The organism is Bradyrhizobium sp. NBAIM01, from assembly GCF_020194115.1.
Taxonomy (GTDB): domain Bacteria; phylum Pseudomonadota; class Alphaproteobacteria; order Rhizobiales; family Xanthobacteraceae; genus Bradyrhizobium; species Bradyrhizobium yuanmingense.
This window is the reverse complement of record NZ_JADYVU010000021.1, coordinates 83,558-100,659: the sequence shown is the minus strand read 5'-3', so window position 1 is coordinate 100,659 and position 17,102 is coordinate 83,558. Positions and strand designations below refer to the sequence as shown.

Sequence of the window (17,102 nt, the reverse complement as noted above, 5' to 3'; positions counted from 1 at the left end):
CGGCGACGTGGCGCGGTGGCGATCCGACGGCGTGCTCGATTATGTCGGCCGTGCCGATTACCAGGTGAAGATCCGCGGCTTCCGCATCGAGCTCGGCGAGATCGAGGCGCGGCTGCAGGCGCAGCCGGGCGTCCGCGCGGCCGTGGTGGTGGCGCGCGAGGCCGGCACCGGCCGCCAGCTGGTCGGCTATGTCAGCGGCGAAGCGCTGGATGGGGCGGCGCTCAAAACGGCGCTGTCCCCGGTGCTGCCCGACTACATGGTCCCGGCGCGGATCGTGGTGCTGGAGCGTCTGCCGCTGACGCCGAACGGCAAGATCGACCGCAAGGCATTGCCGGCGCCGGATCAGCTCGCGGAGTCAGAACGCATCGCGCCGCGCACGCCGGCGGAGGCTGCATTGGCCGCGATCTGGGCCGATCTGCTGCGCCAGCCCAATATCGGTGTCACCGACAATTTCTTCGAGCTCGGCGGCGATTCCTTGATCGCGGTCCAGCTCGTCAGCCGCATCAAGCGGGATCTCGGCCACGACCTGCCGCTCAATCGTCTGTTTGAATTGACGACCGTTGAAACCATGGCTGCTGCGCTGGGCCTGGAGAGCGAGATCGACAAGCGAAGCGACGACATCGTAGCGATGCTCGACCTGTTGAAGGAAGTCGAACTGTCCCATGAGTGACACGGCAACCACGCAAAAGCAGCAGCTGCGCGACATTTCACGGCGCTTGATGCGTCTCGATTCCGGCAAGCAGCACGCGTTCGTGTCGCAGCTCGCGGCGAAGGGCGTCAACCTCGCCATGCTGCCGATCGTGCGCCAGGGGCGAAAGCGGGCGCCGCTGTCCTTTGCGCAAGCGCGCCTCTGGTTCCTGTGGCGGATGGATCCGTCCAGCGCGGCCTACAACATATCAGCGACGGTGCGCGTGCGCGGCCAGCTGCAACCACGCGCATTGCAACAGGCGTTCGATATGCTTGTCGCCCGCCACAGCGCGCTTCGCACCGTCTTTCGGCAGGAAGGGGAGCAGGCCGAACAAGTCATCCAGGTTCCGCAGCCGGCCGCATTGCGGCACCTGGCCCTCGATGGCGACGACCGCGAACGGCAGGCGCGCGAGCTTGCGCGGCAGGAGGCTTCGCTGCCGTTCGATCTCGAGGCCGGCCCGCTTATGCGCGCGACGCTGCTGACGCTGGACGAGGGCGATCACTTCCTCGTCGTCAGCCTGCACCATATCGTGGCCGACGGCTGGTCGATGGGCGTGCTGGTTGACGAGTTCTGGAAACTGTACGCGGCATTCGCTTGCGGTGAAGAACCGGCGCTGCCGGAGCCGGAGATTGACTATGCCGACTACGCCGAATGGCAGCGGCTCTGGATGAGTGCGGTCGATGGCGAACGGCAGGTCGGCTACTGGACCAGGCGTCTCGCCGATCCGGCGGTGCTCCAGCTGCCGATCGACCGGCCGCGCCCGGCGGTCCCGGATTTGGCGGGATCGGCACATCGCATCCCGCTCGACCCGGCGCTAGCCGATGGCTTGCGCGGGCTCGCGCGGCGGCACCGCACGACCCTGTTCGCCGTCCTGCTGGCGAGCTTCAAGCTGCTGCTCTATCGCTACACCGGGCAGTCCGACATCAACATCGGCGTGCCCGTCGCCAACAGGCATCGCGGCGAAGCGCGCGGCGTGATCGGTCTGTTCGTCAATACCCAGGTGCTTCGCACGCAGATCGACGGCCGCGCGGCGATCGCGGACTTCATTGCGGCGGTTCATGCGGCCACTGTCGAGGCACAGGAAAACCAGGACCTGCCGTTCGAACGTCTGCTCGAAATCCTTCGGCCCACGCGCAGCCTGAGTCAGAATTCACTGTTCCAGGTGCTCTACAATCACCAGCGCCGTCGGGCGTCGGCTAGTCCATCGGATCGGACCGGTCTCCAGATCGAGACGATCGATACGGAGGTCGATGCCGTCAAGTTCGACCTCGCGCTCGATACCGAGGAGGGGCTGTCAGGCGAAATCCGCGCCGTCTTTACCTATGCGGCGGCGCTGTTCGAGGCGGCGACGATCGAGCGTCTTGCCGCGCATTGGACCACGACCCTGAAGGCCATGGTCGCCGACGACGCGCAAGGGATCGCCGATGTGGCGTTGCTGTCCGAACAGGAACTGGGGCAGTTGCGGCAATGGAATCGCGCCGACGAAACGGCAAGCTCATCGTTCACACCGGTGCATCGGACGGTTGCACGGCTGGCCGCCGAAACGCCCGACGCGCCGGCGCTGGTCTTCGGTGACGATGAAATCAGCTATGCCGAGCTCAACCGCCGCGCCAATCGGCTCGCGCACCACCTGATCCGCCTCGGTGTCGGGCGCGACGACCTTGTCGGTGTCTCGGCACGGCGTTCGCCAGGCCTCATTACAGCGCTGCTCGCCATCTTGAAGACGGGTGCAGCCTATCTGCCGCTCGATCCCGAGCATCCGGCCAGACGACAGGTCGGCACCCTGCGCGAGGCCGGCGCGCGTGTCGTGCTGGTCGACGCAGATAGTTCGGCGTTAACGCCGCCGCCAGCTGGCGTTGTGGTCGTTCCGCTCGGTGCGATCGATCTCGCCAAGGAGAGCGAAAGCGATCCCGAGATCGCGGTGGTGCCAACCAGCCTTGCCTATGTGATCTACACCTCCGGCTCCACCGGCATCCCCAAGGGCGTCGCGGTCGAACACGGTCCGTTCGCCATGCACTGCGAGGTGACGGCCGGGCTCTACGACATGGATCGGCACTCGCGCGAGCTGCACTTCCTGTCCTTCACCTTCGATGGCGCCCATGAGCGGCTCTGGACCGCACTGACCTGCGGCGCGGCGCTCGTGATGCGGGATGCGGACCTGTGGTCCGCCGAACAGACTATCGAGGTTCTGCGCCGGCAGCGCGTCACCAATGCCGGATTCCCGCCCGCCTACCTGCAACAGCTCGCTGATTTCGCGATGTGGCGTGGCGATCCGCCGCCAGTCGAGCTGTACTCGTTCGGCGGCGAGGCGATGCCAAAGGCCGGCTTCGACAAGGTCAAGCGCGCGCTCAAGCCGCGGGCATTGATCAACGGCTACGGGCCGACCGAAACCGTGGTCACGCCGCTGGTCTGGAAGGTCGATGCGAGCGAGGAGATCGACGGCAATTATGCCCCGATCGGTCGCCCGGTGGGCCGCCGCTCGGCCTACATCCTGGACAATGATCTCAACATCGTCCCGGTCGGCGTGACCGGTGAACTGTTCATCGGCGGCGAGGGCTTGGCGCGCGGTTACTGGCAGCGCGCCGAGCTGACGGCCGACCGCTTCGTCCCTGATCCGTTTGGCGCGCCGGGCGCGCGGCTGTATCGCACCGGCGATCTGGCGCGGTGGCGCGCCGATGGCGTCATCGAATATGTGGGCCGGACCGATCATCAGGTGAAGATCCGCGGCTTCCGGATCGAGCTCGGCGAGATCGAGGCATGGCTGATGCGGCAGGCCGGCGTGCGGTCGGCCGTGGTCGTTGCCCTTGAAGCCAGCGTCAGCCGTCAGCTGGTCGGCTATGTCGCCGGCGATGGGCCGTTCGACGAAGCGGCGATGCGTGCGGCGCTCTCGGATGAGCTGCCCGACTACATGGTGCCGGCCCGCATCGTGCGATTGGACCGGCTGCCGCTCACCGCGCACGGCAAGGTCGATCGCGACGCCCTGCCGGCACCGGAGATGCCGGCCGCAACCATCGCGCATGTCGCGCCGCGCTCCGCAGCCGAGACGGTGCTCGCTGCGATCTGGGCCGAGCTGCTCGGCCAGCCCGTCATCGGCGCCACCGACAATTTCTTCGAGCTCGGCGGCGATTCCATCATCTCGCTGCAATTGGTCGGTCGGGCGCGCCAGGCGGGCCTGCTGATCGAGCCGCGTGACGTCTTCCGGCATCAGACCTTGCAGGATCTGGCGCGCGTGGCGCGGAGTGAAGACAAAGCGGAGATCGTCGCCGCTGAGATCGATCTCGACGGCCGCGAGCACCTGCTGCTGCCGATCCAGTTGCGGTTCCTCAGTGAGGATGCAGGGGACCGTCATCACTGGAATCAGGCCATCCCGCTGATGCCGAAGTCGCGGCTCGACTGGAAGCTCGTCGAGCTCACGCTTGCCGCTCTTGTCGCGCATCATGCGGCCCTGCGCCTGCGCTTCGAGGAGATTGATGGCGGTTGGCGCGCGACGTACGGCGCTACACCGCCAACGTCCGAGCTGCTGTGGATTCTTGGTGACCTCCAGGATGCCGCCGCAGTCACGAAGGTCGCCTCACAAGCTCAGGCCAGCCTGTCGCTGGCCGGGCCGCTGTTGCGTGTGGTCGGCATGGATCTCGCGGACGGCAGCCAGCGGCTTCTGGTGGTGGTGCATCATCTCGTCATCGACGGCGTGTCATGGCGTGTGCTGCTCGAAGACTTTGCGACGGCGTACGATCAGCTCCGCCAGGGCGCGGCTTCAGTCGCACTGGCGAGGAGCGACTCTTATGCATCCTGGGGCGCGCGATTGCAGGCCTATGCTGCAACCGACGAGCTGGCGGCCGAGCTCGACTATTGGCTGGAGCGGGGATCGCATGTGGCGTTTCCCTGCGATGACGATCATGGCGGGGTCGACCGGGTTGCAGACGGCGATGAAGTCCTGCTGGCGTTCGACGCCGGATTGACCACGCGGCTGCTGAAGGAAGCCCCGGCCGCCTACCGCACCCAGGTCAATGATCTCCTGCTGGCGGCACTTGCGCGAGCGGTGTCACGCTGGGGCGGGATTGAGGATGTCGTCGTTGAGCTCGAGGGCCATGGCCGCGAAGACGTCTTTGCGGGCGCCGATGTGTCCCGCACCATCGGCTGGTTCACCACTGCTTTTCCGGTGCGGCTGTCGGGTGGCCCCGAGGACGATGCCTCTCTGATCAAATCCATCAAGGAGGAGCTTCGGGCCGTTCCCAACCGCGGGCTGGGGTACGGCATCCTGCGCCATCTCGGCACCGAGGCGCAGCGGAGCGCCCTGGCGACACGCCCTGAGCCGCGCATCGTCTTCAACTATCTCGGCCAGTTCGATTCCAGCATGGGAGAGAGTGCCCCGTTCCGCCTCGCGCCCGAGAGCTCGGGGCCGATGCGCAGCGAAAGCGCGCCACTCGGCCGCTGGGTCAGCATCAACGGTCAGGTCGGCGAAGGACAATTGCGCCTGTCGTTCAGCTATGGCCGCAGGCGTTACCGGCGCGCAACGATCGAACGTCTCGCCGAGCATTACGCGGCTTCCTTGCGCGAACTCGTCGCGCATTGCACGGGCGGCGCCCGCGGCATCACGCCGTCGGACTTCGCCTTGTCGAACCTCAAGCAGGCTGATCTCGACGCGCTGGTCGCGACGATCGACTGCCGCGAGATCGAGGACATCTATCCGCTGTCGCCCATGCAGCAGGGCATGCTGTTCCATGCCCTTCGTGATGGCGAGAGCGGCAATTACGTCAACCAGATCGGCCTGGAGGTCCGTGGTCTCGAGGCCGGCAGGCTGCGCGCAGCCTGGCACGAGATCAGCTCGCGCCACGCCGTGTTGCGAACCGGATTTGCGTGGCGCGAGCTGTCGGGGGCCGCGCAGCAGGTGGTCTATCGCTCTGCGCCTTTGCCATTCGAGGAAGAAGACTGGCGCTCGCGGGCGGCCGCCATGGAAGAGGAGGAGCTGCGGGTTGCGCTCGCGGATATTGCGCAAGCCGAACGTACCAGGGCATTCGATCTGTCTCAGGCGCCATTGCAGCGGGTCCGGCTGATCCGGCTCGACGAGGCACGCCACTGGCTGATCTGGACCCATCACCATATCCTGCTCGACGGCTGGAGCGCCGCGCGTCTGATGGCCGAGATCCTGCAGCACGAACGCGGTGCGCGACTATCGGCCGTGAAGGGCCGCTACCGCGACTACATCGCGTGGCTGCAAAGGCAGGACCGCGACGCGTCCGCGTCGTTCTGGCGATCGGCCTTGGCCGAATTGGACGAGCCCAGCTTCCTAGCGGACACGCTGGGAGGACCTGCGGCCAACGGTGCTTCCGGCCATGGCTCGTCGGACCTGCTGCTCACGGCCGACCTGACGGCAAGCCTGCAAGCCTTTGCGCGGCGCGAGCGCGTCACGCTGAACACGCTGGTGCAAGGCGCTTGGGCGCAGCTGTTGCGCCGCCACACCGGTCAGCGCGCGGTCTGTTTCGGTGCGACGGTCTCGGGCCGGCCGGCGGAGATCAGCGGGGCCGAGGAGATGGTCGGCCTGTTCATCAACACGCTGCCCGTCGTCGATCAGGCAAGCCCGCAAACCGAGATCGGAGCGTGGCTGCGCGATCTCCAGGCGCGCAACACGGATCTGCGCGATCACGGCTGGATGCCGCTGTACGAAATCCAGCGTCTTGCCGGCCGTTCCGGACGCGCGTTGTTCGACAACATCCTCGTGTTCGAGAACTATCCGATCGATCAGGCGCTACGGGGCGAGAGCGAAAGCGGACGCCGGTTCGGCCGGGTCGAGCAGGTCTCGATCACCAACTATGCGCTGACGGTGGCGGTCTTCGCCAAGCCCGACGGCATCAATCTGGGCTTTCGCTACGATCGCAGCCGCCTCGACCACGATCATATCAGATATCTGCAAGCCTCGCTGTCGCAACTGCTGGCCAGGATCGTGGCGGACGCCTCGCGGCCGCTGGGCGCGCTGGACAGCCTCGATGCCGATGAGGAGCAGAGATTGCTCGGCTGGGGCGGCAGCGCCGAGCGGGCACCGAAGCTTGGCGACACTATCGTCGCGCAGATCGAAGCCCGGGCCGCGGCTTCGCCATCGTCGATCGCGTTGATCTTCGGTGAACGGCAGATCAGCTATGGCGAGCTGAACGCGCGTGCCAATCGCCTGGCATGGCGGTTGCGGGAGCACGGGATCAGTCGCGACCGGCTGGTCGGCTTGGCGCTCGAGCGCAGCATCGAGCTGATCGTCGGCGTCCTGGCCGTGCTGAAGGCCGGAGGCGCCTATCTGCCGCTCGATCCCGACTACCCGTCCGATCGCCTGCTCCACATGCTGCGTGATAGCGGAACGGCGCTGGTGCTGACCCAGGAGCGGCTGCTTCCGCACCTGGCGTCTGTGATCACGGATGCGGACGTCGAGGCCTGGACAATCGACGGCGAGGCTGAAGCTCGGATCGGCGCGCCTGCCGGCAATCCCGACCCGGCGCTTCATCCGGACAGCCTGGCTTATGTGATGTACACATCAGGCTCGACCGGCGTGCCCAAGGGCGTGGCCTGTTCGCATCGCGCGCTGGCGGCGCGGCTTGACTGGATGGAGGCGGAGTATCGTCTCGATCCTGCCGAGACCTTGCTGCACAAGACCCCGTTCAGCTTCGACGTCTCGGTTTGGGAGATATTTTGGCCGCTCGCAACCGGCGCGCGGCTCGTGATCGCGGCTCCAGGCGCGCATCGCGAGCCGCGACTCCTGGTGGACGCCGTCATCGCCCACGACGTGACGACGCTCCACTTCGTGCCGCAGATGCTCGAGCATTTCGTGACCGAGCCCGGCGCGCCGCGCTGCACCTCGCTGAGGCGCCTGTTTGCTGGCGGCGAGGCGCTGTCACTCGATCTCATGACGCGTGTGCGTGCGGCGTTCCCCCATGTGCGGTTTGACAATCGCTACGGTCCGACCGAGGCTCTCATCAACGCCACGTATTGGACCTGTCGCGACGAGGATGGGACGCGCGTGCCGATCGGCCAGCCCATTCCCGGCGTGACGATCCGCATCCTCGACGCCGATCTGAACATGGTTCCGGCAGGCGTGACCGGCGAGTTGTTCATCGGCGGGGCCGGTTTGGCGCGGGGCTATTGGCGGCGCGAGAAGCTGACGGCGGAGCGCTTCATTCCCGATCCGTTCGGGCAGGAAGGCGAACGGCTCTATCGGTCGGGAGATCTGGCGCGTTGGCGCGCTGATGGCGCGATCGACTATGTCGGACGCGCGGATCACCGGATCAAGATCCGTGGCTTCCGCATCGAGCTCGGTGAGATCGAGGCGCGGCTGCTCGAGCAGCCCGGTGTTCGTTCCGTGGTCGTGGTGGCGCGAGAGATCGGCGCCGGCCGGCAGCTCGTTGGCTACGTCAGCGGCACGGCGGAGTTGGAAGAGGCTGCGCTGCGGACAGCGCTGTCGGCCGTCCTGCCGGATTACATGGTGCCGCCGAGAATTGCCGTGCTGGAGCGGCTGCCCTTGATGCCGAGCGGCAAGGTTGATCGCCAGGCGCTGCCGGCGCCCGACATGGCCCATGGCCATGCGGATCATCAGGCGCCACGCACGCCTGCGGAGATCGCCTTTGCGGCGATCTGGGCCGAGCTGCTCGGCCGGCCGGCCGTCGGCCTCACCGACAATTTCTTCGAGCTCGGGGGCGATTCCATCATCTCGCTCCAGATGGTGAGCCGCGCCCGGCGCGCCGGATACCTGATCGAGCCCCGCGACGTATTCCAGCATCAGACGCTCGAAGCTCTGGCGCGCGCGGCGCGGACCGAGCAGCGCACGGGGACGCTCGCCGATCAGGGGCAGGTCATCGGCCCGCATCCGCTCTTGCCGATTCAGTCCCGCTTCTTTGCTGAGGACATGGAGAATCGGGATCATTGGAACCAGGCTGTGCTCTTGCATCCGCGAGAGCGCCTCGACTGGAACGTGATGCGGCGCGCGCTCGCCGCCGTGGTCGATCATCATGATGCGCTACGCCTGCGCTTCGAGCAGAAGCAAGGAAGCTGGTATGCCGAGCACGGCGCTGCTGTTGGCGCGGAGGAACTGCTCTGGGTCCGGCAGGCGGCCGGCCGCGATGCCGTGACGGCGCTGGCATCGTCGGCGCAAGCAAGCCTGTCGATCTCCGGCGGGGAGCTGTTACGGGCCGTCGGCATCGATGTCGCTGATGGCAGCCAGCGTTTTCTGATCGTGATCCACCATCTCGTGGTCGACGGGATGTCATGGCGCATTCTGCTGGAGGACGTCGCGTCCGCTTACAGGCAGCTTGCGAAGGGTGACGCCGCGGCCGCGCTTCCGCCCAAGACTCATGCTCACGCGCTGTGGGGTCAGCGCTTGCGGGCTTACGCGACCTCGCCAGAACTGGCGACGGAGTTACCCTACTGGACCAGCCGCTGTGCAAATGCGGACGTTCCCTGCGACGAGGACCACGCGGGCAACGATCGCATCGCCGATGCCGATGAGGTCCTGCTGTCATTCGAAAGTGAATGGACGCGGCGCCTGCTGACGGATGCGCCATCGGCTTATCGTACGCAGATCAATGATCTCCTTCTTGCCGGCCTTGCACGCGCCGTCTGGCAGTGGAGTGGGCAGGACGACGTTCTCGTCGAGCTGGAGGGGCATGGCCGCGAGCCTCTCGCTGGCGATCTCGACCTCTCGCGCACGGTCGGCTGGTTTACGACGGCTTTTCCCGTGCGGTTGGCCGGTGGCTCGGAAGATCCTTCGTCATTGATCAAGACCGTGAAGGAGGAGCTTCGCGTCATTCCCGGCCGCGGGCTGGGCTACGGCGTATTGCGCTATCTTGGCTCCGAAGAACAACGTTTGGCGCTATCGCATGCCGGCGAGCCGAAGATTGCGTTCAATTATCTCGGCCAGATCGACGGAGGCGACGAGGCGGCGCTGTTCAAGATGGCAGCGGAAAGCGCCGGCCGATCGCGGGATGCATCGAGCCCGCTGCGACGCTGGCTGACCGTGAACGGCACGGTGCGCGATGGTCGGTTGTTTCTATCGTTCGGGTTCGGCCGCAAGCGCTATCGGCGCGAGACGGTCGAGCGGCTGGCCGCGTTGTACGAGGCTGCGTTGCGCGAGCTGGTCGATCACTGCACCGGCGGCGCTTGCGGTCTGACACCATCGGACGTGGCGTTGTCGGGGCTGGGTCAGACCGAGCTCGACAGGCTTGCGCTTGATTGGCGCGAGATCGAGGACATCTATCCATTGTCGCCGATGCAGCAAGGCATGTTGTTCCATGCGATGCATGACGGCGAGAGCGGGCTCTACGTCAACCAGGTCGCGGCGGAGATCCGTGGGCTGGAAGCCGGAAAGCTGCGCCGCGCCTGGCAGGCAGCCAGCGATCGTCACGCGGTGCTGCGGACGGGATTCATTTGGCGCGACTTGCCCGGCGCACCGCAACAGGTCGTCTATCGGCGGGCCGAAGTGCCCTTTATCGAGGATGACTGGCGAGCACGGAGTGCGACGTGGGACCAGGCGCAACTGGATGCGGCGCTGGCCGACGTTTCGCGGCAGGAGCAGGCCGCCGGGTTCGACCTGTCGCGACCACCGTTGCAGCGGGTCCGGCTGATCCGGCTCGGCGCCGACAGGCATTGGCTGATCTGGACGCATCACCACATCCTGCTCGACGGATGGAGCTCGGCGCGTCTGATCGCCGAGGTGATGCAGCATAATGGCGAGGGACGTCTGCCGGCGCTGCATCACCGTTATCGCGACTACATCGCGTGGCTGAAGGCTCGCGACAGCGACGCCTCGGCGGCGTTCTGGCGCAATGCGACGGCAGAACTTGACGAGCCGGGTTTCCTGGCAGACAGCCTGGCTGACCGGTCGGGCGCGCAATCGTCAGGCCACGGCACCCTCGCGCTGGAGCTGGATGCGGCTCTGACCGGACGCTTGCAGGAATTCGCGGCGCGCGAGCGGATCACGATGAACACGCTGGTGCAGGCGGCATGGGCGCAGTTGCTGCGACAGCATACCGGGCAGGGCACGGTCTGCTTCGGTGTCACCGTGTCGGGCAGACCGCCGGAGCTCGCCGGCGCCGAAGAGATGGTCGGCCTGTTCATCAACACGTTGCCGGTCATCGACGGTGTCAGCCCGCAGCAGGCCGTTGGATCATGGCTGCACGAGTTGCAGGATCGCAATCTGGCCCTGCGCGAATTCGGCGCGACGCCGCTCTATGAAATCCAGCGGCTGGCAGGGCGCCCCGGACGGCCGCTATTCGACAGCATCCTGGTGTTCGAGAATTACCCGGTCGACCGCGCGCTAATCGGACAGAACCGGCAGATCCAGGTCGGCGAAACCCGGATCGTCGAGACCAGCAATTATCCTTTGTTCGCCAGCATCGGCGTCGATGAGCGCCTGCGCCTCGTCTTCAACTATCAGCGCAAATATTTCGACGAGGCCCAGATCGCACGGCTGCAGCGAACCTTTGTGCGGCTGATCGAGCCGCTGAGCATGGATGCCGATCGACCGGTCGGGATGATCGCGGCCCGCGACCCCGCGGAAGACGTCCTGCTTGCACGGGCGAACGATACGCGCCGGGATGAACCGCGCGAAGGGATCATTGCGCAATTCGAGGCACAGGTCCGGAAGTCGCCGCAGGCGATCGCGCTGGTGTTCGGCGAGGTGGGGCTGAGTTACGCTGCGCTGAATGCACGCGCCAACCGGCTGGCGCGACGATTGCGGGATCGCGGCGTCGGGACCGAAATCGTGGTCGGGCTGGCGCTCGAGCGCAGCGTCGAGATGCTGGTCGCGCTGTTGGCGGTGCTGAAGGCCGGCGGGGCCTATCTGCCGCTCGATCCGGATTACCCGCCGGAGCGGCTGGCGCACATGCTGCGCGACAGCGGCGCGGCGCTGGTGCTGACGCAACAGGGATTGCACGATCAGTTCGCAGACATACTGGCGAAGACTGGCGCAGAAGCCTGGCTCGTTGATGGACAGGACGGCGAGGGCAGCGATGCCGCCAATCTCGATGTCGCCGTTCACGCCGAGAGCCTCGCCTATGTGATCTACACTTCGGGCTCGACCGGTCTGCCCAAGGGCGTGATGGTTCGCCACGACGCCGTGACAAACTTCCTCGCGACCATGGCGGAGCAGCCCGGCATGACGGCCGCCGACCGGGTGCTTGGCCTGACCTCGCTGTCCTTTGACATCGCAGTGCTTGAGCTCTGGCTGCCGCTGACGATTGGCGCCTGCGTCGTGCTGGCGGATCGCGCGGCCGCGCATGATCCTGCCAAGCTCAAGGCGATCGTGCAGCGGCATGGCGTGTCCCTGATCCAGGCAACGCCGTCGACCTGGCGGATGCTGCTCGATCATGACGGCCCTGCGCTGCCGGCGAGCTGCCGGGTGCTGTGCGGCGGCGAGGCGCTGCCGCCGGATCTGGCGCGGCGGCTGGTGGCCCAGGCCGGCGAGGTCTGGAACCTGTACGGCCCGACCGAGACCACGGTGTGGTCGGCGTGCCATCGGCTCGATGCGATGGATGATCGTCCGCTGCTGGGCCGCCCGATCGGCAACACCACGCTTTACGTTCTCGACGGTGACCTCAACCTCGCGCCGGTCGGCGTCGCCGGCGAGCTCTATATCGGCGGGAGCGGGCTCGCCCGCGGCTATTGGCAGCGCGGCGGCCTGACGGCGGAGCGCTTCATCCCTGATCCGTTCGGTCCGCCGGGGGCGCGGCTGTACCGCACCGGCGACGTGGCGCGGTGGCGATCCGACGGCGTGCTCGATTATGTCGGCCGTGCCGATTACCAGGTGAAGATCCGCGGCTTCCGCATCGAGCTCGGCGAGATCGAGGCGCGGCTGCAGGCGCAGCCGAGCGTCCGCGCGGCCGTGGTGGTGGCGCGCGAGGCCGGCACCGGCCGCCAGCTGGTCGGCTATGTCAGCGGCGAAGCGCTGGATGGGGCGGCGCTCAAAACGGCGCTGTCCCCGGTGCTGCCCGACTACATGGTCCCGGCGCGGATCGTGGTGCTGGAGCGCCTGCCGCTGACGCCGAACGGCAAGATCGACCGCAAGGCATTGCCGGCGCCGGATCAGCTCGCGGCGTCCGCCCAGCATGTGGCGCCGCGCACGCCGGCGGAGGTTACATTGGCCGCGATCTGGGCCGATCTGCTGCGCCAGCCCAACATCGGCGTCACCGATAATTTTTTCGAGCTCGGTGGTGATTCCATCATCTCGCTGCAGATGGTGAGCCGCGCGCGGCGCGAAGGCGTGCTCATCGAGCCGCGCGACGTGTTCCGGCATCAAACCATCGAGCTGCTGAGTGCGTCGTCCCGAGATGTCGAGCCCGATAAGGAAGACCCCGCATCGGAGCGTGGCTCGCTGGCGGGACTCTCCAGTGAGCAGCTCGAACGGCTCGGTCTGGACTGGAGCCGCGTCGAGGACGTCTATCCGCTGTCGCCGATGCAGCAGGGCATGCTGTTTCACAGCCTGCGCGATGCTGGCAGCGGCGTTCATGTCAATCAGGTCAGTGTCGAGATCCGGGGCCTCGACCCGGAACGGCTCGGCACAGCGTGGCGCGAGGTGAGCGCGCGTCATCAGATGCTGCGGACCGGCTTCCTCTGGCGTGAGCTCTCCGGCTCCCCGCTGCAAGCCGTCTATCGCGACGCCATCGTGCCGTTCGCACAGGTGGACTGGCGAGGGCAGGCGATCAGTGATGAAAGAATTGCGGCGGCTCTTGCCGATGAGCGCGCCGCCGAGTTCGATCTCCAGAGGCCGCCGCTCCAGCGGGTGCGGCTGTTGCGCCTCCAGGACCACCTGTATCGGCTGATCTGGACCTATCATCACATCCTGATGGACGGCTGGAGCTCGGCAAGGTTCGTCGGAGAAGTCCTGGAGTGCTATTACGGCGGCGCTGCTGCCGCGAACGCGACGCGCTACCGCGACTATATCGCCTGGCTGCAGGCGCAGGACGCCAAGGCTGCCGAAGCTTTCTGGCGTGAACAACTCAGGAGCTTTGATCAGCCAACGCAGCTCGCCGACGCCTTCGGCGCGCGCCGCCATCAGGCATCCGGCCACGAACGCTGTTACACGCGTCTCGGAGAGGCCGCGACCGCGGAGCTGAAGGCGTTCGCGCGCCGCGAACGGATCACGCTGAACACCGTCGTCCAGGGCGTGTGGGCGCTGCTGCTGCAGCGCTATACGGGCCAGAACACAGTCACATTCGGCGTAACCGTGGCCGGTCGTCCGGCCGGTCTCGACGGATCGCAGCAGATGCTCGGGCTCTTCATCAACACGCTGCCCGTGATCGATACAATTCCGCCCGAAAGCCCGATCGGAGAATGGCTCCGCGCGCTGCAGGACCGCAATTCGGCGATCCGGGACTACGAGCACACGCCGCTCTATGACATCCAGGGCTGGGCCGGCCGCGCCGGTCAGACCATGTTCGACAGCATCATCGTCTTCGAGAACTATCCGATCGAACGCAGCATGCACCGCGGCGCAGGCGCATTGCAGTTCAGCGGCCTCAAGAGTGTCGACGTGACGAACTATCCGATGGACCTCTCGGTGCTGGTCGAAGACACGCTCCAGGTCGAATACACCTATATGCCGAGTCATTTCACCGCAGCGCAGGCGGCGCAGATCAAGGCGCAGTTCGAGCTCTTGCTGGCGGAGCTGACTCGGGATGCCACGGCCTTGCTTGGTAGCATCCATCCCCTCACAGAGCTCGACGCCGTCCTTGCGGATCGTTGCAATCGGCACGCGACGTCGAGCGCTCCGCTGCCGCTGGTGCATGAGGCGATCAGCAGCCATGCGCGGCGTCTCCCGGAGCGGACGGCGCTGACCATCGGCAGCTCGGTGCTCTCGTTCGGAGACCTCGAGCGCAGGGCCAACCGTCTGGCGCATCACCTGATCGCCCGGGGGCTCAAGCCCGAGCAGCGCGTCGGCGTGGTGGTCGAGCGAACTGCTGCCACGATGATTGCGCTGCTGGCCGTGCTCAAGGCGGGTGGGGCCTACGTTCCACTCGATCCCGAGCTGCCCTCGGAGCGGCGCGCGTTCGTCATGCGCGATGCCGCAATCGCGTTCCTGTTGGCGGGACGGCTCGATTTCGATGGCAGCCCGGATGGCGTTGAAACAATCTCGCTGCTCACGTTCGATTTCGACGCGGGACCCGACCATCCGCCCCAACCCGAACTGCACCACGAGAACCTTGCCTATTTGATTTACACCTCGGGCTCGACGGGGACGCCGAAGGGCGTCGCTGTCGCCCACGGTCCGCTGGCGATGCACTGTCGCGTCACGGGCAGCCTCTACGAGATCGACGAAAGCTCCTGCGAGCTGCATTTCCTATCGCTGGCCTTCGACGGCGCTCATGAGCGCTGGCTCACAGTTCTGTCGCATGGCGCACGGCTGTTGATGCGTGACGCCGAATTGTGGACGCCGGAACAGACCGTCGAGAACCTGCACGCCCATCGCGTCAGCCATATCGGATTGCCGCCGGCCTACCTCCAGCAGGTCGCCGATTGCGTCGAGCAGAGCGGCAATCCACCGCCGGTCAAGCTCTACTCTTTCGGCGGCGAGGCGATGCCGAAGGCGGGCTTCGACAAGGTCAGGCGCGTTCTCAAGCCACGCATTCTGATCAATGGTTATGGTCCGACCGAAACCGTCGTCACGCCGCTGGTCTGGAAAGTCGATGGCGCGTCGGAATGCGACACGCCCTACGCGCCGATCGGCGTGCCGGTCGGAGATCGCCGTGCCTACATTCTCGATGCCGCGCTCGACATTATTCCCGCCGGCGTCGCCGGCGAGCTTTATCTCGGCGGCTTTGGGCTGGCACGGTGCTATCACGGCAAGGCCGGTATGACCGCAGAGCGCTTCGTGCCTGACCCATTCTCGTCGGCCCCGGGAGCGCGGCTGTACCGCACCGGCGATCTGGCGCGGTGGCGCGAGGACGGCACCGTCGAATATCTCGGCCGCAGCGATGACCAGGTCAAGGTCAACGGTTTCCGGATCGAGCTCGGAGAGATCCAGACCTCACTGCTCCGTCACGAGGCAATCGCGCAGGCCGCGGTGGTGGCGATGCCGGGTGCAGCCGGAAATCAGCTCATTGCCTATGTCGCGCCGAAGGCGGCAGATGACGCCGCGCCTGATGCGGCCGAGACGCTGGTCGAGCGCTTAACCGGTTTCCTGAAGCTCGTCCTGCCGGCCTATATGGTGCCGGCTCGGATCGTGGTGCTGGAGCGGTTGCCGACATTGTCGAGCGGCAAGATCGACCGGCGTGCATTGCCGGCTCCCGATGCGTCGATGCGGAGCTTCGTCCCCCCGCGAACCCCGGCAGAGATTGCAATGGCGCGCCTGTGGTCCGAGATCCTGGAGGTGCCGCAGGTCGGCGTCACCGACAATTTCTTCGAGCTTGGCGGCAATTCAATCCTGTGCCTCAAGGTCGTGGCGCGGGTCCGTCAGGACAAGACGTTCGGGATCGAGATCAAGCTGCGCGATCTGCTTCAGAAGCCGACGATCCGCGCCTTGCTCGCCGGCAGCGCCACCGCGGCGTCCGCCGTCGCACCCGCGCCATCGGCGCTGCTGCCGCTGAATGCCGCGGTTCGCGGCGTGAACCCGGTCTTCGCTGTGCATGGGGGCTTCGGCACAGTGTTCGACTACGGGCCGCTGGCGCGCCGCCTCGAAGGGCACCGGCAGCTGATCGGGCTGCAATCGAGAATGCTGGTCGATCCCTCGTGGACCGACGCCTCCCTCGAAGCCATGGCCGTGGACTACGCGGCCGAGATCAGGCGGATGCAGCCGCGCGGTCCCTATAGCCTGGTCGGCTGGTCCTTGGGAGGACTGCTGGTCGGTCTCGTCGCGGCCGAGCTCGAACGCGGCGGTGAGCGCGTCGATCGTCTCGCGCTGGTCGACAGCTTCGTGCCGCGGCAGCCGGACGGACCGAACCGGCAGGAGTCGATGGCACACTGGGCCGACGATCTCGCAGGATTGCTGTCCGCGGTTCTTCCGAGCGCTGCGGCCTCTCGCATCAAGGCGCAGGTCGAGGCAGCGAAACGCGCTGATTTGCCGGAGACGCCGGAGCGCATCCGCGATCTGGTCGCCTCTGTTGTGGAGCAGAGCAGGAGCGTGAGAGCGAACGACGCCTCGCTCGGCGCCGATGATTTGTCCGCTGCATTCGCAGTCGGACGGCACCTCAACAGGCTGGCGCAGAACACAGCGCTGCCGCGGGGCCTGGAAGCCACGCCGCTCTGCTGGTGGACCTCGACCCGTCTGGCACAGCGTGATCGGCTGGAATCGCAGATGCCGAAGGCGGTCGATCGCGGCTTCGTCGGCGACAACCATTTCACGATCCTGAGGGATGCCGGCCTGCTCGATGAGATCTGCGGTCTGCTCGTGCCGGCGGAGGCGTCGACGATCGCGCAGGATACGGTCCCGGAGCCAGCGGAGTAAGTC

Annotated in this window: 2 protein-coding genes; both read left to right on the top strand. The window is 66.5% G+C overall.

From position 1 onward, the window contains the following. Positions 1-670: phosphopantetheine-binding protein (locus tag I6F31_RS34350; RefSeq protein ID WP_225186885.1), on the top strand; the 670-nt coding region annotated here is incomplete at its 5' end. After that, positions 663-17,099, top strand: a complete 16,437-nt coding sequence (locus I6F31_RS34345) for a non-ribosomal peptide synthase/polyketide synthase (protein ID WP_225186884.1) — start codon at positions 663-665, stop codon at positions 17,097-17,099. The genes I6F31_RS34350 and I6F31_RS34345, both read left to right, overlap by 8 nt. The last annotated feature ends 3 nt before the right edge of the window (positions 17,100-17,102 follow it).